This is a genomic window from Tranquillimonas alkanivorans (assembly GCF_900115595.1).
Lineage (GTDB): Bacteria > Pseudomonadota > Alphaproteobacteria > Rhodobacterales > Rhodobacteraceae > Tranquillimonas > Tranquillimonas alkanivorans.
In genome coordinates this window covers 50,046-66,820 of the sequence record NZ_FOXA01000002.1, presented here as the reverse complement: position 1 = coordinate 66,820, position 16,775 = coordinate 50,046, and the positions used below count along the sequence as shown (strand labels likewise).

At 69.8% G+C, this 16,775-nt stretch carries 17 protein-coding genes; 8 read left to right on the top strand and 9 right to left on the bottom strand.

Going from position 1 to position 16,775, the window contains the following annotated elements; genetic code table 11:
- Positions 1 to 52 precede the first annotated feature (52 nt).
- The 4 genes from BM162_RS03835 to BM162_RS03820 all read left to right on the top strand — a co-directional run bounded on the left by BM162_RS03835 (position 53) and on the right by BM162_RS03820 (position 2,955).
- On the top strand, positions 53 to 742 hold the full coding sequence (locus BM162_RS03835; protein ID WP_093418005.1) for a phosphatidylserine decarboxylase: 690 nt from the start codon (positions 53 to 55) through the stop codon (positions 740 to 742).
- 4 nt (positions 743 to 746) lie between these two features.
- Entirely contained in the window at positions 747 to 1,499 is a 753-nt protein-coding gene (gene pssA, locus BM162_RS03830) for a CDP-diacylglycerol--serine O-phosphatidyltransferase (RefSeq protein WP_093418002.1), read from the top strand.
- A 4-nt stretch (positions 1,500 to 1,503) separates the two neighbouring features.
- Positions 1,504 to 2,124 (top strand): class I SAM-dependent methyltransferase, encoded by a 621-nt coding sequence (locus tag BM162_RS03825; protein WP_093418000.1) that lies wholly within the window; start codon positions 1,504 to 1,506, stop codon positions 2,122 to 2,124.
- Positions 2,125 to 2,199: 75 nt separating this feature from the next.
- A complete protein-coding gene (locus BM162_RS03820) occupies positions 2,200 to 2,955 on the top strand; it encodes a dienelactone hydrolase family protein (protein WP_093417997.1) in 756 nt (251 codons plus the stop codon).
- Here BM162_RS03820 and BM162_RS03815 read toward each other — a convergent pair.
- The 3 genes from BM162_RS03815 to BM162_RS03805 all read right to left on the bottom strand — a co-directional run bounded on the left by BM162_RS03815 (position 2,952) and on the right by BM162_RS03805 (position 4,828).
- Positions 2,952 to 3,665 carry a hypothetical protein gene (locus BM162_RS03815; RefSeq protein WP_093417995.1) on the bottom strand — a complete coding sequence of 238 codons (714 nt, stop codon included), beginning with the start codon at positions 3,663 to 3,665 and terminating at the stop codon, positions 2,952 to 2,954. The two genes, BM162_RS03820 and BM162_RS03815, sit on opposite strands and share 4 nt — an antisense overlap.
- 137 nt (positions 3,666 to 3,802) lie before the next feature.
- Positions 3,803 to 4,369, bottom strand: a complete 567-nt coding sequence (locus tag BM162_RS03810; protein ID WP_245759162.1) for a DUF1523 family protein — start codon at positions 4,367 to 4,369, stop codon at positions 3,803 to 3,805.
- Positions 4,370 to 4,453: 84 nt separating this feature from the next.
- The gene (locus BM162_RS03805; RefSeq protein WP_093417992.1) at positions 4,454 to 4,828 is read right to left on the bottom strand and encodes a hypothetical protein; all 375 of its coding nucleotides are present in this window, start codon (positions 4,826 to 4,828) and stop codon (positions 4,454 to 4,456) included.
- Positions 4,829 to 5,027: 199 nt separating this feature from the next.
- Between BM162_RS03805 and BM162_RS03800 the strand changes: the two genes are divergently transcribed.
- Complete coding sequence (locus BM162_RS03800) at positions 5,028 to 6,026, top strand: P1 family peptidase (protein ID WP_093417989.1); 999 nt, start codon at positions 5,028 to 5,030, stop codon at positions 6,024 to 6,026.
- Between the two features lie 14 nt (positions 6,027 to 6,040).
- Here BM162_RS03800 and BM162_RS03795 read toward each other — a convergent pair whose 3' ends face one another.
- The 3 genes from BM162_RS03795 to BM162_RS03785 all read right to left on the bottom strand — a co-directional run bounded on the left by BM162_RS03795 (position 6,041) and on the right by BM162_RS03785 (position 9,766).
- Entirely contained in the window at positions 6,041 to 7,933 is a 1,893-nt protein-coding gene (locus tag BM162_RS03795; RefSeq protein WP_093417986.1) for a bifunctional sugar phosphate isomerase/epimerase/4-hydroxyphenylpyruvate dioxygenase family protein, read from the bottom strand.
- Positions 7,934 to 7,937: 4 nt separating this feature from the next.
- Entirely contained in the window at positions 7,938 to 8,789 is an 852-nt protein-coding gene (locus BM162_RS03790) for a shikimate dehydrogenase family protein (protein ID WP_093417983.1), read from the bottom strand.
- A 110-nt stretch (positions 8,790 to 8,899) separates the two neighbouring features.
- Complete coding sequence (locus tag BM162_RS03785; protein WP_093417980.1) at positions 8,900 to 9,766, bottom strand: NAD(P)-dependent oxidoreductase; 867 nt, start codon at positions 9,764 to 9,766, stop codon at positions 8,900 to 8,902.
- A gap of 171 nt (positions 9,767 to 9,937) precedes the next feature.
- Here BM162_RS03785 and BM162_RS03780 point away from each other — a divergent pair, with 171 nt between their 5' ends.
- The gene (locus tag BM162_RS03780; RefSeq protein WP_093417977.1) at positions 9,938 to 10,741 is read left to right on the top strand and encodes a lytic murein transglycosylase; all 804 of its coding nucleotides are present in this window, start codon (positions 9,938 to 9,940) and stop codon (positions 10,739 to 10,741) included.
- A gap of 5 nt (positions 10,742 to 10,746) precedes the next feature.
- Here BM162_RS03780 and BM162_RS03775 read toward each other — a convergent pair whose 3' ends face one another.
- From BM162_RS03775 to BM162_RS03765, 3 genes are all read right to left on the bottom strand, one after another.
- Positions 10,747 to 11,703, bottom strand: a complete 957-nt coding sequence (locus BM162_RS03775; protein WP_093417975.1) for a GGDEF domain-containing protein — start codon at positions 11,701 to 11,703, stop codon at positions 10,747 to 10,749.
- Entirely contained in the window at positions 11,700 to 12,272 is a 573-nt protein-coding gene (locus BM162_RS03770; protein WP_245759174.1) for a heme NO-binding domain-containing protein, read from the bottom strand. The genes BM162_RS03775 and BM162_RS03770 overlap by 4 nt, the downstream gene beginning before the upstream one ends.
- A gap of 77 nt (positions 12,273 to 12,349) precedes the next feature.
- On the bottom strand, positions 12,350 to 13,060 hold the full coding sequence (locus BM162_RS03765) for an HAD family hydrolase (RefSeq protein ID WP_093417969.1): 711 nt from the start codon (positions 13,058 to 13,060) through the stop codon (positions 12,350 to 12,352).
- Between the two features lie 56 nt (positions 13,061 to 13,116).
- On the opposite strand from BM162_RS03765, the gene BM162_RS03760 reads away from it, so the two are divergent.
- Positions 13,117 to 13,566, top strand: a complete 450-nt coding sequence (locus tag BM162_RS03760; protein WP_093417965.1) for a MarR family winged helix-turn-helix transcriptional regulator — start codon at positions 13,117 to 13,119, stop codon at positions 13,564 to 13,566.
- A 7-nt stretch (positions 13,567 to 13,573) separates the two neighbouring features.
- Entirely contained in the window at positions 13,574 to 16,771 is a 3,198-nt protein-coding gene (locus tag BM162_RS03755) for a 2Fe-2S iron-sulfur cluster-binding protein (protein ID WP_093418644.1), read from the top strand.
- The last annotated feature ends 4 nt before the right edge of the window (positions 16,772 to 16,775 follow it).

Genomic DNA, 16,775 nt, shown 5'->3' with positions numbered 1-16,775 from the left:
GTAGGTCCGGATGCGGGCGGTCCGGCCCGCGCGATCCGGAGACCGATTGCACATGCACCTTTCGATGCTGCGCACCTTCATCAAGCCAATGCACCCCGAGGGGCGGAAGTTCGTGGCGATCTTCGCGGTCGCCACCGCCGTGCTGTTCCTTCTGTCCGACTTCCTGGGCTGGATCGGCGTCGGCCTGACGGTCTGGTGCTACTACTTCTTCCGCGACCCCGAGCGCGTCGTGCCGGAACGCCCCGGCGTCGTGGTCAGCCCCGCCGACGGCATCGTGTCGCTGATCGAGAAGGCCGTGCCGCCCGCCGAGCTGGGCGTGTCGGACGAGCCGCTCACCCGCGTCAGCGTGTTCATGAGCGTGTTCAACTGCCACATCAACCGCGCCCCCGCCGCCGGGGAGGTCACGGCCGTGCACTACCGGCCCGGCAAGTTCTTCAACGCCTCGCTGGACAAGGCCAGCGCCGACAACGAGCGCAACAGCCTCGCCCTGCGGATGGAGGACGGGCGGCAGCTGGTCGTCGTGCAGATTGCGGGGCTCGTGGCCCGTCGCATCCTGTGCTTCGTCAAGCCCGGCGGCCGGGTGGCGCGGGGCGAACGCTTCGGGCTGATCCGCTTCGGCTCGCGCCTCGACGTCTATCTGCCCGACGGCGTGGAGCCCTTGGTGCACATCGGTCAGACGATGGTTGCAGGTGAAACCGTCATCGCCGAGCTCGACCACCCCGCGGGTGACAGGACGGGATGAGCGCATGGCCGAGCGGGAGGAGAAGACCAGGAACGAGTTCGCGCTGATCCAGCTTCTGCCGAACATGCTGACGGTGGCGGCGATCTGCGCCGGCCTAACGGCGATCCGCTTCGGCGTGCAGGGCGACTATATCCGCGCGGTGCTGCTGATCCTCGCCGCCGGCGTGCTCGACGGGCTCGACGGGCGCATCGCGCGGCTTCTGCGCAGCTCCAGCCCCATCGGGGCCGAACTCGACTCGCTTGCCGACTTTTTGAACTTCGGGGTCGCCGCGCCACTGCTCATCTATTTCTGGGCGTTGCAGGACACCCGTAGCGCGGGCTGGCTGAGCGTGCTGGTCTTCTCGGTCTGCTGCGTCATCCGGCTGGCCCGCTTCAACGTCACCGCCAAGACCGAGACGAAGGGCTCCGCCAGTGCCTATTTCACCGGCGTCCCCTCACCCGCGGGCGCGGGGCTGGTCATGTTGCCGATGTTCATCTCGTTCGCGTTCGCCGACGCGCCGCTGATCCCCGACGCGCTGATCTGCGCGTGGACGGCAATCGTGGGCTTCCTGATGATCAGCCGCATCCCGACCTGGTCGTTCAAGACCACGCGTGTTTCGCGCGAGAACGTGAAATACTTCCTCGTCGGCTTCGCCTTCGTCGGCGCGGCACTCCTGACTTACGCGTGGATCACGCTGGTCGTACTTTGTATCACCTACGTCGCGATGGTGGTCTGGGCGCTTCTTCGACGCTCCGCCGCCTCGGACCAAGAGGGGTAGTTTCGTGGACCTGAAGGCCGTTCAATCCTCCTATGCCCGCTGGGCCCCGATCTATGACAGGACGTTTGGCGCGATCACCCAGGCAGGCCGCCGCCGGGCCGTCGAGTACATCAACCGCCGCACCGGTCGCCTGCTCGAGGTCGGGGTCGGTACCGGGCTGTCGCTTCAACACTACCGGCCCGAACTGAAGGTCACCGGCATCGACTTCAGCGCCGAGATGCTGGGCAAGGCGCGCCAGAGGGCCGCCGACCTGCGGCTGTCCCATGTCGAGGCGCTGCGCCAGATGGATGCGCGCGAGCTGGACTTCCCGGACGGGTGTTTCGAGACCGTCGCGGCCATGCACGTCTTGTCCGTCGTTCCCGAGCCCGAACGGGTGATGCGCGAAATCGCCCGCGTTTGCGCGCCGGGCGGCAAAGTGGTGATCACCAATCACTTCGCGGCCGAGCGCGGCGTCATGGCGTCGGTCGAAAAGGCCACCGCCCCCTTCGCCGACCTTCTGGGCTGGCATTCGGACTTCACGCTGGGCACGGTTTTGCAGGAAGCCTCGCTGTGCGTGGAACACCGCGAAGCCCTTCCGCCGGTCGGCATGATGACGTTCCTCGTCCTGACCAAGGCCGGCGGCTGAACCCGCAACGGGTGAACTTCCCGGCCCGCGCGCTATCTCCCGCCGCGTGAACCTGACCAAAGGGGAGATTGCCTGATGCCATTCCGTCTTTTCGCCACCGCCTCGGCCGTGGCGCTGTCGGCCGCCGCAGCGAACGCGCAGATCGTGGGCGAGCCGCACACGTACACCGTCGGCGACACCACGTTCGAGGGGTACGTCGCGCGCAACACCGACCTCGAAAACTCGCTGGGCACCGTGCTGATCGTGCACGACTGGGACGGGCTCACCGAGTACGAACAACGCCGGGCCGAGATGCTGGCCGCGCTCGGCTACACCGCCTTCGCCATCGATGTCTACGGTGCCGAGACCGACCCGCAATCGGTGGACGAGTATCGCGAGCTCTCGGGCGCGCTTTACGAGGACCGCGACCTGTTCCGCGAACGGCTGCTGGGTTCGGTCGACGAGGCCGCGAACGTCCCCGGCGCGACCGACGGCATGGTCGTCATGGGTTACTGCTTCGGCGGTGCCGCCGTGCTGGAAGCCGCGCGCGCCGGGGCCGAGCTTGACGGGTTCGTCAGCTTCCACGGCGGCCTTGGTACGCCCGAGGGGCAGGATTATTCCGCCGTCACGGCACCGGTCGTGCTGTTCCACGGCACCGCAGATCCGGTGTCGGGCATGGACGCGCTCGCCAGCCTCCTGACCGACTTGCAGGACGCCGGCGTGACCCATACCGCCGACGTCTTCGGCGGCGCGCGCCACTCCTTCACCGTCTGGGGCTCGGACGACTACGACCTCTCGGCCGACCAGGAATCCTGGTCCGAGCTGATCGAGTTCCTGGACGAAACGCTCTAATCCTTCCGCGACGCCCGCCGGAACGGGCTGGGCGCCGCGCTCTTGACCGGGCGCGGCGTCCGCGTGGCGTCACCCACCTCGACCGAGACGCGCACCGGGCGGACGGCGGCATCGGGCGCGACGTGCCCGACGCGGTGCGAGACCGGCAGCCCGACCATGCCAAGCACCTCGGCCACGACGACGGGGATGCCCGGCGCGGCGGCTTCAGACAGCGATGCGCATTCGGCGAAGAAACCCTCGGTCGTCCGGCGCAGGCCGCGCAGAAGCCGCCGGCGCTCTGCTCCCTTCGCCTCCTGCAATCCGTCCACCGCCAGCATGCTGCGCGCGCGCAACGGCCGCCCCGCCCGCGCCCAGACCAGCGCCTCACGCGAGGGCCAGGGATCGGCCGCGCTTGTACACCAGATCGCCGCCTCGCACAGGTCAAGCGCCCGTTCCAGCGGCCCGACTGGCGCCGCCGGGTCGGTGAAGCAGGAGAGGTCCACCAGATCGCACATTTCGAGAACCGGGCTGCACGCCTGCACCCGCAGGACGCCGTTGCCGTCATGGTCGTCCTCGTCCGTCCCGAAGGACAGGTGCCGCAGGCGGCTTGCCGAGCCTTCGGGCGGCGACCGGCCCGCCAAAGTGTCCCAAAGGGCCTCGACCGCCTCGGCATCGGCGGCCAGCATCGCGATCTGGGGCCTCGCCGCGGCCGGGTCGGGGGCCAGGGTCATCGGGTGCACCCCCGGATGGAACAGACGGTCATGCCTCTCCCGCTTGAATTGTGGCGCGACGGATGTGCCGCCGCCTCAACCGAAAGTATATGCGGCTTCGTGGCGGCAATTTGGCACGCGTCTGGCGAAAGGTGCGCTCAGCCCCCGCGACGGTCGAAAAGCGGGTCGATCGTGCGCTCGCGGAACATGATCCAGAACCGGCGCAGCACAAGGAACACGATCACCAGAAGCGTCACGAACACGATGTTGAACCAGGGGATCAGCCGCACCTCCGGCCCCGCCACCGGCTCGATCGAGACGGCGTTGGGGAACGCGCTGAACAGCGGTATGCGCCAGCCGTAATGCCGGATCGCGTACCAGCGCGGGTCGTCGCGGCTCGACACGGCGTCCGCCGCCTCGGTCTGCAGGTTGGCAGTGTCGAACTTGAAGTACGGCGGCCAACCCCAGCCGGTATCTTCGTTGCGATACACCATCGGATCGCCGTCTTCCTGGATCGTCTGGATGAACAATACGTCGCGGTTCGGCACATCCGCCCCGCCGGTGCTGGGACCCGACCAGAAGATCGCGTTCCAGCCGAAATCCTGCCGCTCTTCATAGGTATTCACGATGCGCACGATATCGCGCTGCGGCAGCGTGTAGTGCAGGAAGGCGAGCACGGCGAGGGCGAGGATCGCCCGCAGGGTCCATCTCAGGTAGCGCAGCATCGGGTTCCCTCGGCGGTTGCGTTCGGGCCGGCGCGGGTCCGGCCTGGCCACGAATACGCGACAGGCGCGCGCGGCGCCACCGCTTCAGCCGTTGCCGTGTAGCTCCCGGTGCTTGAGCGCTTCGCCGCGCGCCTCCTCGACCCGGCGGGTCAGCGCGAACAGCGTCAGCGCGAGGATCGGGCCCCAGACCAGCGCGGCGCTCAGCCCGCGGCCGAGAAACATCAGCCCCGTCGCCAGCGGCGCGGTGCCGAACGCGGCGGCAAGGTCCGCGCCGCCGATGGCATAGGCCCAGGCGAAGGCGATGCCGCCGGCGACCAGCAGCAGCGTCAGCGACAGAAGCGCCGCGATGGCAAGCCCGGCATAGGTGCGCCGCACCAGCCGAAACAGCGCGAGCGGGCACAGCACCGCCAGCACTCCCAGCACCGCGATCGGCGGCAAGGTCGCGAGCGACCACTCCATCTCGAACAACTCCTCCACTCCGCATACCGGATTGTTGCGGGAATAGCGCAGTCAAGAGCGGATTTCACCCCTGTAGGCGCCAAAAAATGCGGCAGACCGCGATTACAAGGCGGGGTAGACTGGCGGCGTCCGCCTGCACCCGGCCGGGAGAGGCGCGTGCGCATCTGAGGCGCGGTTCCAGTAACAACCCTCCGCTTCAATGGCTTGGAGAGCGATCTTGACGCAAACCGACAGCGCGAACCTGATCACCGACCTCGCCGGCCTGCGCGTCGGGAACGCGCAAGACGACACCCTGCGCTCGGGCGTCACCGTCGTGACAGCGGCCGAGCCGTTCGTCGCCGCCGTGCACGTCATGGGCGGCGCACCCGGCACGCGTGACACCGACCTCCTCGCCCCCGAGAACATGGTGGACCGAGTCGATGCGCTCGTCCTGTCCGGCGGCTCGGCGTTCGGGCTCGCCGCGGCCACCGGCGTTGCGGATGCACTGCGCGCCCGCGGGCGTGGATTCGAGGCGGCGGGCCACCGCGTCCCCATCGTGCCCGCCGCGATCCTCTTCGACCTCGCCGGCGGCGGCGACAGCGGGTGGAGCCAGAACCCTTATCCCGCGCTCGGCCACGCCGCGTTTGAGGCCGCAGCCGAGACCTTCGCCCAAGGCTCGGTCGGGGCGGGCACCGGGGCCACGACCGCCACCCTGCGCGGCGGCCTCGGATCGGCCTCCACCCGCCTGCCCGACGGCACCACGGTCGGCGCGCTCGTCGCCGCCAATCCCGTCGGCACCATTTGCGACAGCCGCTCCGGCCGCTTCTGGGCCGCCCCGTTCGAGCAGGGCGGAGAGTTCGGCGCACACGGCCTTCCGCCCGCGCCCGAGGGCCTGCCGACGAAGCTGGGAGCGCCGGGGCAGGCCACCACCCTCGCCATCGTCGCCACCGACGCCGCGCTGACCAAGTCGCAGGCCAAGCGCATGGCCGTGGCCGCACATGACGGCTTCGCCCGCGCGATCCTGCCCAGCCACACGCCGTTCGACGGCGACCTCGTATTCGCGCTGTCCACGGGCGCGCGCCCGGCCCCCGACCCGGCGGCGCAGATGTGGCTGGGCCACGCCGCCGCCACTTGCGTCGCCCGGGCCATCGCGCGCGCGGTCTTCCACGCCCGCGCCCGCCCCGGCGACCCCCTGCCCGCCTGGCGCGACCGCTACTGACGCAGGACGCCCTTTCAGTCCCTCGGCACCCCGCCCGGCCGGGTCAGCCGTTGCTGCGCCGCCGTGCGGTAGGGCGCGTTGGGGGCGCCGTAGCCGGCGTAGCCGCCCTGGCGCTGCACGATCTCGAAGAACATGCCTTCGCCGAAGGGGCGGGAATAGAGCTGGAAGTAGCTCCCCTGCCCGTCCTCGTCGTACAGGATGTGATGCCGGCGCAGCCGCTCCACCAGGTCGTCGGGCAGCGGGAAGCGGGCGGCGAGGTCGTCGTAGTAGTTCGGCGAGATCGGCAGCGCCTCGAACCCGTTGCGCGCCAGTTTCTCGGCGGTGGCGAAGATGTCGTCGGTCGCCAGCGCAACGTGCTGAACCGACGAGCCATAGCTGTCCGCCACGAACCGCCCGGCAAAGGTGCGGTGCGACTCCGCTCCGTTCAGCGTCACGCGCAGCCGGCCGTCGCCGCTTTCGATGGCGCGGCTGCGGACCAGCCCGCCGGGATCGACCACGTCGACCATCGGCGCCTTCTCCACCTCGAAGATCGAGGTGTAGAACAACGTCCAGGTCAGCATCTCCTCGTAGTTCATCGTCTGCGCCAAGTGGTCGATCCGCGTCAGCCCCGCGTCGGGGTCCGGGGCGGGCGGTACGACGGCGTCGAACTCGATCTCCCATACGCGGGCGAGGTCGGACTTGGTATCGACGAAATGCATCACGCCCGCGCCCACGCCCCGGATCGCGGGGATGTCCAGCTCGCCCTCGCCCCGCGCCTGCCGGAAGGTCTGCGCGCCAAGCGCATGCGCCCGCTCGACCGTGGCCGCCGCGTCCTCGACCCTCAGGCCCACGTCGCAGACCGACAGGCCGTGCAGCGCCCAGGCCGAGTGGGCGAAGCCCTCGGGTTCCGTGTTGATGACGATGTTGATGTCGCCCTGCCGCCACAGGCTGACCTGCTTCGAGATGTGCCGCCCGGCGGGCGCGAAGCCCAGCGTCGTCAGCAGCGCCCCCAGCGCCTCGGCCTCGGCGGCGTCGGCGGCGAACTCGACGAACTCCACGCCATCGGCCCGGATGCGCGGCGGCATCGCGGGCGCGTCGACCTGCAGCGCCGGTTCGGCCCGGCGCACCTGGTCCATGAGGTAGAGAAGCGAGCGGTGCCCGTCCACGGCGATGGCCCGCGGGCTGCCGCCCCGGAACTGGTCGTTGAAGATCTCGAGGCTCAGCGGCCCGGCATAGCCCGTGGCCGCGACGGCGCGCATGAAGCCGGTGACGTCCAGGTCGCCCTCGCCCGGCATGTTGCGGAAGTGGCGTGACCAGTAGAGCAGGTCCATCTCGATCAGCGGCGCGTCGGCAAGCTGGACGAAGAACACCTTGTCGCCGGGGATGCGTCGGATGCTTTCGGGGTCGATCTTGCGTCCCAGCGTGTGAAAGCTGTCGAGGATCAGGCCCACGTTCGGGTGATCGGCGCGGCGCACGACCTCCCAAGCGTCGCGGTGGTCGAACACGTGCTTGCCCCAGGCCAGCGCCTCGTAGCCCACGCGCAGACCGCGCGCCGCCGCCCGTTCGCCCAGTTCGCGGAAATCGTCGGCGGCACGGTCGATGCCGCCCATCGCCTCGGGATGCACCGACGAGCAGACGAGGATCAGGTCGGTGCCCAGCTCCTGCATCACGTCGAACTTGCGCTCGGCCCGGTCGAAGGCGCGCATGCGAAGCGGCTCGGGCAGCCCCTCGAAGTCGCGGAACGGCTGGAACAGCGTGATCTCGAGCCCGTGGTCGCGCACCATCGCGCCGACCTCGCGCGGCGCGCCGTCGAAGGCGATGAAATCCTGTTCGAAGATCTCGATCCCGTCGAACCCGGCGGCGGCGATGGCCGCGAGCTTCTCGCGCAGGTCTCCTGCGATCGAGACGGTGGCGATCGATGTCTTCATGGTGTCACTCCGCCCTTTTCAGCGCCGCGCGCAATGCGTCCTCGTCCACCGGCCGCCCCGAGAAACGCGACCAGGCGTGCACGCCCTGCCAGAAGAACAGCTCGTAGCCCGAGATCACCTCGGCCCCCGCCGCCTGCGCGTCGCCAAGGAAGGTCGTGTCGGCGGGGGTATAGACGGCGTCGAAGGCCCAGCGAAGGCCCGCCAGCGCCGAGGCCGCGACCGGCGTGCCCTCGTAGCCCACCATACCGACCGGAGTGCAGTTGACCACGCCGTCCGCCCCGCGCGCGCCGTCCTCGGCCGCGCCGAGCACGGTGAGCCGCGTGGTGGAAGAGGCGCGGCGCAGGTCGTCGGCCAGTGCCTCGGCCTTGGCCGCGTCGCGGTCGACCAGCCGTATCTCCTCGGCCCCCAGCTCAAGCAGCGCGAAGGCGATGGCCCGGCCCACCCCGCCGGTGCCGATCATGCACACCGTGCCGGGATCGCGCGCCGTGGCCGCGCGGTAGGCGGCGACGAAGCCCGAAAAGTCGGTGTTGTAGCCCCGCGCCGCGCCCTCCTCGAACACGACCGTGTTCACCGCGCCCATGGCCTCGACCATGGGATCGGCGATTTCGACCTTGCGCGCCGCGCGCTCCTTGTAGGGGTAGGTCACGTTGATCCCCCGGAAGCCGCCGCCGGCGCAGAAGGCGAAGACCTCGTCGAAGTCCTCTCCCCGCTCGCGCGGCACCAGCCGGTCATAGGCCACCCGCAGCCCCGTCTGTTCGCCGCACAGCCGGTGCAGGACCGGCGCGCGCGAGGCGGCGATGTTGTCGCCGATCAGGCCCAGTTGCAGGTCGATCTCGTCCGTCGTCTCAGCGCTCATGCCTCACCATATCTCCGTCGCCTTGCCTGCTCGGTACCCCGGTCCCGGCGCACCGGGGGCAGCATAGGCCGTTGCGCTCCGGCGCACAAAGATCCCCGGCCGCGCCCGAGTCAGCCCTTCGCGACCCGCAGCTTCGCGATCTCGGCGACCGCCTGCTCCAGTTCGCCCTCCGGCACGTCCGCCAGCGGAAGCGCGCCCATCTCGTCCTGAACCGCCGCGATCTCGGCCGCGAGGCCGCCGCGCAGGCCGAGCGCATCAAGCGTCGCCGCGCTTTCGCGCATCTCGGCGGCGCGGCGCTTGCCGTGGCGCAGGGTCCGTTCAAGATTGTAGCTCACGTTGTCCGGCCAGCCGAGGCCGGGAAAGCTCTTGCTCAGGGACGCCAGCACCCGGTCGAAGCAGCCCGAGGCCGAGGCCGCCAGCATCGCCTCGACCGTGATCGCCTCGAGCCCCTTCACGAAGAGCGACCGGACCATCTTGATCGCCGTCGCCTCGCCCGGCGCATCGCCGGCCACCTCGAGCGCGAAGCCCGCCTCGGCCAGCCGGGGCGCCAGCGCCGCCGCCTCGGTCCCCGCCAGCAGCACCGGCGTGGCGTGACCGCGCGGGTGCACCGGGGCCATCACCGCCATGTCCAAATAGAGGCCACCCGCCGCCTCGACCTCGTGCGCCGTGGCGCGCTTGCGGTCGGGCGAGACCGAGTTGATGTCGACCAGAACCTGACCCCGTGACAGGTGCGGGGCGACCGAGCGCGCGGCTTCCAGGCTCTGGTCGGCGGTGACCGCGCTGACAATCCACTCGGCGCCGGCCACCGCGTCGGCCGGATCGGCCCCCTGCCGCACCCCGCGCGCCGCCATCGCCCGGGACATCTCGTCCGTTTCGAGGATATCGTACGCGGCGAACTCACGCGACCCGTCCGCCGCCTGCAAGCTGTCGGTGAAGGCGCGCGCGGCCTCGCCGAACCCGATGAACGCGATCTTCATTTTCCTTACTCCTCGACGGTCTGCCATGCGCCCAAGGGGCGCGGCGTCATTCGTTCACGCGCGGCGGGCGGGTTCAAGCCCCGCCGCCGACCGCTCTGCAGCGGAACCGTGATTAGGTTTTTGCCGTTCGTTCCCTAAGGTTTCAAACATGACCCTGTCGGAGCAGACCGCATGAAGATCATTCTCAAGCCGCTCGCCGCCGCGGCCGTTTTCCTGTCGGGCGCCGCCGCCGCGCTCGCCGCGCCGTGTGGCAACGACGCCTCGGGCTTCGAGTCCTGGAAGCGCGCCTTCGCGCAGGAGGCCGCGGCCGCCGGCATCGGGCAGCGCGGGCTGAACGCGCTCGCCTCGACCAGCTATTCCCGCGGCACCATCTCGGCCGACCGCAACCAGACCGGCGTGAGCTATTCGCTCGAGGATTTCATGCGCATCCGGGGCACCGATGCCATCGCGCGCATCGGCCGGCAGCGCAAGGCGCAGAATCCCAGCCTCTACCAGGCGCTCGAGCAGCGCTATGGCGTGCCCGCGGGCATCCTGCTGGCGATCCACGGAATGGAAAGCGGCTTCGGCAACACGTTCGGCAACCACCGGGTGCTGTCCTCGGTCGCCACCGTGGCCTATGACTGCCGTCGCTCGGACTTCTTCACGCCGCACCTGCTTGCGGCGATGGAGCTGGTGGACCGCGGCTGGCTCGCCTCCGACGCCATCGGCGCCGCCCATGGCGAGATCGGGCATACCCAGTTCCTGGCCGGGAACGTGTTGCGCTATGGCGCCGATGGCAACGGCGACGGACGCGTGGACCTCTATAACCTCACCGATGCGCTTGCCTCGACCGCCAACTACCTGCGGCAGAAGGGCTGGCGGCCAGGCCAGCCGTACCAGGAGGGCACCCACAACTTCCGCGTCCTGAACGAATGGAACGCGGCGACCGTCTATCAGAAGGCGATCGCACTGACGGCGGCGCAGATCGACCGTTAAGGGCCTCAGGCCGCCGCGCCGCGAAACATCTTGTGGCAGTCCCGGCCTGCCGCCTTCGCCGCGTAAAGCGCGACGTCCGCGTCGCGCAGAAGCCGCGCGGGGGAAGGCCGCGTGTACTGCACCGACAGGGTCGAGCCCAGGCTGCACGACAACCGGTATGCGCCGGGCAGCGCGCCGCGGATCAGGCTCAGCACACGCTCTGCCACGCGCTCGACCCGCGCGGGCGAGGTGACGTCGGCCAGAAGCACCACGAACTCGTCGCCGCCCATCCGGGCCACTGTGTCGTCGCGCCGGGTCGCCTGCAGAAGCGCGCGGGCGGCCGCGCGCAGCGCCGAGTCGCCGGACGCGTGACCGAACGTGTCGTTGATGTGCTTGAAGTCGTCCAGGTCGACCCGCATCAGCGCGAAGGGCGCCCCTCGCCCGGTCAGCCGTTCGAGCTCCTCGTTCAGCGCGCGGCGGTTGCTGAGCCCCGTCAGCGAATCCGTGACCGCCTGCGACTCGGCCGTGCGACGCGCCTCTTCCAGGCGCGAGACCATGTCCCGCGCCTCGAGCAGGGTAAGCGAGCGCGCCTCGATCAGGAACAGCAGGTCCACCAGCGCATCCGTCGCGGCGAAATCCGACAGCTCGAGCCCGTGGTCCCGCAGCCGGTCCAGGCCCGAAAGCGCCGGGGCAGCGTTCATGATCGCTCCGTCCGCGTACGGCGCCAGCAGGCCGCGCAGGCGCACCTCCGGGCGCGCGCGCAAGGCGAGGTTCAGCCGGCGGCCCGCCAGCCGCTCGACCGTCGGGTGCGCGACCCGCTCGTCCAGGTCGAAGAACTCGGTCAGCCCGCGCCCCGTCAGGTCCTGGCTTCGCGCCAGCTTGAGCAGGACGGGGCCCGCGTGCCGTATCGTCAGCGCTGCGTCGAGCCGCAGGTGCATCGGCATCAGGCGGTCGAGCGCGACGTCCGTGTCGGCACCGGTCATGCCGCGTCCCCCGCATACACAGGGGAGGCCGCCGCGTCCGCCGTCAGGCGCAATACGGCGCCCCCGCCCCGCAGAGGGCGGCGGCGAATGTCGACGCTGCGCCCGTATTCCGCCGCAACCGCCAGAAGTGCGCCGCGAGCCAGGTGCGTGAAGCCGTCCGGGTCCTTGAGGAAATGCAGGATGAGGCGCGTGTGCCCCGCCCGCCGCACGCGCATCGCCGGAACCCCAAGGTCGGGCAGTACCAGCTGCGCTCGGCCGGGCAAATCCTCGATCCGGCACAGGAAGTCCTCGAACGTCTCGCTTCCGAAGCGCAGAAGGTGCTTCAGCCGATAGCGGCTTGGATGGCTGACCAGGTATGCGCCGACCTGCTCCAGCAGGTCGGGCCGCGGAAGGTTCAGTCGGCGGACCGCCGCATCGAGCACCCGCGTGGTCAGCGCATCGTCATAGATGCGGAGCAGCTCGAACTCGCGTTCGTCCAGCTCCGCAAGGTCCGCGACGTCGTCCCAGACATCCCCACCATGGACGTCGCACAAAAAGCACTGCAACGCCCGGTTCACCGATCCATGCATCCCGCTCACCCACATTTCCCCGCGGCCTGCCTACCGCGGCGCGGGTTAACGAGTGGCGAATGCCGGGCGGCCTTCGTTTACACTTTTCCGGACTTGCGGTCATCCAGCCAGCGCGGCAGGTGACCGATGTCGGGCAAAACGGCGTCGGCAAGCGGGTTCAGACGGTCGGCGGGGATCGGTCCCGTCAGTACCGCCACGCACACCATCCCGGCCCCGCGGCCCGCGGAAAGGTCGTACGGACTGTCCCCGATCATCGCGACATGCGCGGGCGCAAGTCCCGTCTGCTCGGCGAAGGCCAGAAGGGGCCCCCGGTCGGGCTTGGCCCCGTGCCCGGTGTCCGAGCCGATGATCGCGTCGAAGCCGTCCGCCACGCCGGCCGCCTCAAGGTGCGCGCGCGCCGGCCCCTCGGCGTCATTGGTCACCACGCCCAGCCGAAGGCCCCGGCCCCGCAACTCTGCGAGCAACGCGGCCAAGGGCACGGCCTCGACCTGCGGCGCGCGGGCGGCCTCGCGGTTCATCCGCTCCACCAATCCCTCGACCACGTCGTCGGGCAGGTGCGGCGCCAGCAGCGCCGCGCCCTCGCCCGGCGTTCCCGCGATCACGGGGCTGTCGGGGTCGAAAACCTTGGTGGTCGTGTCGAAGCCGACCGCCCGGCCTAGGCGCGCGGCGAACGCCGCGTCGCCCTCGGCCAGGTCGTGCAGGAAACGGTCTGCCCAGACACTCCACGTGGCGTGGAAGTCGAACAGCGTGCCGTCCTTGTCGAAGATGATGCCGTCGATCCGGGCCATAAGCTCCCTCCGCGTTCGCGTTGACACCCACAGGGAAACCTTTGACCTTGTCAACCATGACCGCGCCCTACCGCCTGCACGACTCCCTCGGATACCGGCTTTCGCTCACCTCCCGCCTGCAGGAAAAGCGGCTGGACGAGGGGCTGCGCGCGCTGGGGCTGACCCGCATCACGTGGTGCGTCCTGCTCGCCGTGGGAAACGAGGGGCTGACCCAGCCCTCCGACATCGCGGGCTTCGTCGGCATCGACCGCACCGCGACCTCGCGCGCGCTCAGGCAGATGGAGGCCGACGGCCTGATCTCGCGCTGCACGGGGCGCGAGGACAAGCGCACCACGACCGTGGGCCTGACCGACCAAGGCCGCGCCGCGCTCGCCCGCGGCACGCCGATGGCCGAGGCGAACAACGCACGGATGGACGCCAAGCTGTCCGACGCCGAGCGCGCCGAGCTGCGCCGGCTCCTGTCCAAACTCACCGAAGGCGAGGACGTCTCGCTCACCCAACTCTGAGAGAATGATGGGCAAATTCCGCTCCTACGCCTCACGGCCCATGCACCTGGGGCCCTTCCCGCTGGAAAAGCTCAAGCGTGTCGACACCGCCGCCGGCCTCGACACGCTGCCCGCGCCCGAGGGCCTGTCGTTCCGGCGGCCCGGGGACCCGACCTCCATCGTCAACGCGATGCAGGAATTCCAGGCAATGCTCGACGCCACGCGCACCGGGAGCGTGAAGCGCGAGCGGGCGATCATTCCGGAAGACCCGGTGGAGCGCGCCAACCACCTCAAGGCGTTCGGCTATTACTGCGATGCGGCAATGGTCGGCGTGTGCGAGATTCCGGCCTCCGCCTGGCTCGACGAGCCGCTGACGAACCCCGACGTCGACCGGCTGGCCCGGAAGCTGCGCACGATGCAACCCAAGACGCTCGCCGCCGGCATCGACGTCATCATGGCGGGCCTGCGCGAAGCGCTGAAAGAGCCGCCCGGGGACTGCCGCCACCACACGCACGCGCTTGTCTTCCTGACCGATTACCTGCGCGAACCGGCGCCGCTGGAAGAAGGCTGCGACTGGATCCGCGACGCGCAGGAGCAACGCGCCTGCCTGCGGTCGATGGAGACGGCGGTGACGCTGGCCACCTATATCCGCCTGCTCGGGTGGGACGCCCGTGCCCACTCCGCCGCCGCGACCGACGTGCACCTCGACCGCCTGACCGTGCAGGCCGGCCTCGCCGCCGCCGAGGACGGCCGTGCCGTCAATCCGTTCGTCGGCGACCGCTTCACCGTCTCAGTCGTCACCACCACGCTGCCGATGGCCCCCGACCGCCCCATCACGCCCGGCCAGTCGCCGGCGATCAGCTATCGCCTCGGCACCGGGTCTCACGCGAAGTCGGCCCGCACCCGAGACCCCTTCTCCGACCGCCGCTTCACCGACGGCCCGCACCCGTTCGAGACGCTGAAGCGCGTGGAGGAGCCGACGACGTATATCGACCGCGCCAACGTCGCGCGGGTGCCCAAACGCGCCAACATGTTCGCCCGCGGGCTGTTCGGCGACCTGGGGCGAAACGTGCAGGAGGCCGCGAAGAACGGCAATTATGTCCGCAAGTCCGCCTCCTCCTTCGCCTTCCGCCCCTCCCTCGGCGCATTCACGCTGCTGCAGGACGGCGACGTGACGGCCGATCCGCACCCCTCGACCGCGGACCCCGCGCGCAATGCCGCGAACATCAAGGGCGCGCTCTACTTCCTCGGCCTCGATGCCGTGGGTCTTTCGGAGTGCCCGGAGTGGACCTGGTATTCCCACGACGCGCGCGGAGAGGAAATCGTCCCCTACCACGACCAGGCGATCAGCATGATCGTGGACCAGGGGCACGAGACGATGGAGGGCGCGTCAGGCGACGACTGGATCGCCTGCGCCCAGTCCATGCGCGCCTACCTGCGTTTCTCGCTGTTGGGCGGCGTGCTGGCACAGCACCTGCGCAACCTCGGCTTCTCGGCCCGCACGCACACCGTGATGGACGACGAGGTGCTGCACCCGCCGCTTCTGCTGCTCTCGGGGCTGGGCGAGGTCAGCCGCATCGGCGAGGTTATCCTCAACCCGTTCCTCGGCCCCCGCCTGAAATCCGGCGTCGTCACCACGACGCTGCCCATCACGCACGACAAGCCCATCGACTTCGGCCTCCAGCGCTTCTGCGACGCCTGCAACAAGTGCGCCCGCGAATGCCCTTCGGGCGCGATCACTGCCGGGCCGAAGCTGATGTTCAACGGCTACGAGATCTGGAAGTCCGACAGCCAGAAATGCACCACCTACCGCGTCGGCCAGAAGAACGGCGCAATGTGCGGGCGCTGCATGAAGACATGTCCCTGGAACCTCGAGGGGCTGTTCGCCGAGGCGCCCTTCCGCTGGACCGCGATGCATTTCCCCGGCACCGCCAAGGCACTCGCGAAGCTCGACGACATGGTGGGCAACGGCGAGGTCAACCACGCGAAGAAGTGGTGGTGGGACCTCGAGATGGTCGATGAAGGCCCCTATGGCCCGCCCGAAGCGCCGGTGAACGAACGTGCTCTGCAGAAGACGCTCAACCTGCGCTACGAGGACCAGACGCTCGCCGTCTACCCTGCCCCGCTTGCGCCGCCGCCCTATCCCTGGCCCTTCCCGATGGATCGCGAGGCCGGCATCGCCGCCTACAAGGCGATGATCCCGGCCGAGGAGCACAAGCGCCGCCGCGCCGCCGGCGTCCCGCCCGAGCATGTCTATGCCCCCGCGACGGACGACGCGCCGGTGATGCAGGTGGTGTTGTCGAAGGTCGAGAAGATGACCGAGGGCGTGACGAAGTACGAGTTCTCTCGCCCCGACGGGAGCGACCTGCCCGAGGCGACGGCGGGCGCGCATATCGACGTGGTCGTGGCGCCCGAGTTCTTCCGCCAGTATTCGCTCTCCGGCGACCCGGCCGACCGCTCGAAATACCAGATCGCGGTGCTTCGCGAGGATGCGGGCAAGGGCGGCTCGAAGCTCATGCACCGGATCTTCGAGGAAGGCCGCCACGTCTTCATCTCGAAGCCGATCAACCATTTCCCGCTGGCCGAGGATGCCGCCCACACCTACCTGATGGGCGGCGGCATCGGGATCACGCCGATGATCGCCATGGCCCACCGCCTGCACGCGCTTGGGGCGAGCTTCGAGATGCACTACAGCTGCAGCACCCGCGCGAACGCCGGCTTCCTCGATGATCTCGCGCAGGTCCCTTGGGCCGACCGGGTGCACCTGCACTTTTCCGACGAGGGCACCCGCGCGGACCTGAAGACCGTCCTGCGCCACCGCGACGGCGCGCACGTCTATACCTGCGGGCCCGATGCCTACATGGCCGCCGTCATGGGGGCTGCGGAGGCGAACGGCTTCCCGGAGGAGGCGCGGCATCTCGAATACTTCTCGGTCCCCGAGCAGCCGGAATACGAGAACCACGACTTCACGCTGAAGCTCGCCCAATCGGGGCGCGAGGTGCGTGTGCCGGCGGACATGACGCCCGCCGACGCGCTGATCGCGGCGGGCGTCCACGTGGACGTGAAGTGCTCGGACGGGTTGTGCGGCGTTTGCAAGTGCGGCGTCGTCTCGGGCGCGGTCGAGCACCGCGACTTCGTGCTGTCGAACCGCGAGCGCGAGGGCCACATGATCCTGTGCCAGTCCCGCGCCGCCGAGCCCGAGGGCGTGGTCGAGATCGACCTCTGACCCG

Coding starts and splice junctions, on each gene's coding strand:
- BM162_RS03835 (WP_093418005.1), top strand. CDS start 53: ATGCACCTTTCGATGCTGCGCACCTTCATCAAGCCAATGCACCCCGAG.
- pssA (WP_093418002.1), top strand. CDS start 747: ATGGCCGAGCGGGAGGAGAAGACCAGGAACGAGTTCGCGCTGATCCAG.
- BM162_RS03820 (WP_093417997.1), top strand. CDS start 2,200: ATGCCATTCCGTCTTTTCGCCACCGCCTCGGCCGTGGCGCTGTCGGCC.
- BM162_RS03815 (WP_093417995.1), bottom strand. CDS start 3,665: ATGACCCTGGCCCCCGACCCGGCCGCGGCGAGGCCCCAGATCGCGATG.
- BM162_RS03810 (WP_245759162.1), bottom strand. CDS start 4,369: ATGCTGCGCTACCTGAGATGGACCCTGCGGGCGATCCTCGCCCTCGCC.
- BM162_RS03805 (WP_093417992.1), bottom strand. CDS start 4,828: ATGGAGTGGTCGCTCGCGACCTTGCCGCCGATCGCGGTGCTGGGAGTG.
- BM162_RS03800 (WP_093417989.1), top strand. CDS start 5,028: ATGGCTTGGAGAGCGATCTTGACGCAAACCGACAGCGCGAACCTGATC.
- BM162_RS03795 (WP_093417986.1), bottom strand. CDS start 7,933: ATGAAGACATCGATCGCCACCGTCTCGATCGCAGGAGACCTGCGCGAG.
- BM162_RS03790 (WP_093417983.1), bottom strand. CDS start 8,789: ATGAGCGCTGAGACGACGGACGAGATCGACCTGCAACTGGGCCTGATC.
- BM162_RS03785 (WP_093417980.1), bottom strand. CDS start 9,766: ATGAAGATCGCGTTCATCGGGTTCGGCGAGGCCGCGCGCGCCTTCACC.
- BM162_RS03780 (WP_093417977.1), top strand. CDS start 9,938: ATGAAGATCATTCTCAAGCCGCTCGCCGCCGCGGCCGTTTTCCTGTCG.
- BM162_RS03775 (WP_093417975.1), bottom strand. CDS start 11,703: ATGACCGGTGCCGACACGGACGTCGCGCTCGACCGCCTGATGCCGATG.
- BM162_RS03770 (WP_245759174.1), bottom strand. CDS start 12,272: ATGCATGGATCGGTGAACCGGGCGTTGCAGTGCTTTTTGTGCGACGTC.
- BM162_RS03765 (WP_093417969.1), bottom strand. CDS start 13,060: ATGGCCCGGATCGACGGCATCATCTTCGACAAGGACGGCACGCTGTTC.
- BM162_RS03760 (WP_093417965.1), top strand. CDS start 13,117: ATGACCGCGCCCTACCGCCTGCACGACTCCCTCGGATACCGGCTTTCG.
- BM162_RS03755 (WP_093418644.1), top strand. CDS start 13,574: ATGGGCAAATTCCGCTCCTACGCCTCACGGCCCATGCACCTGGGGCCC.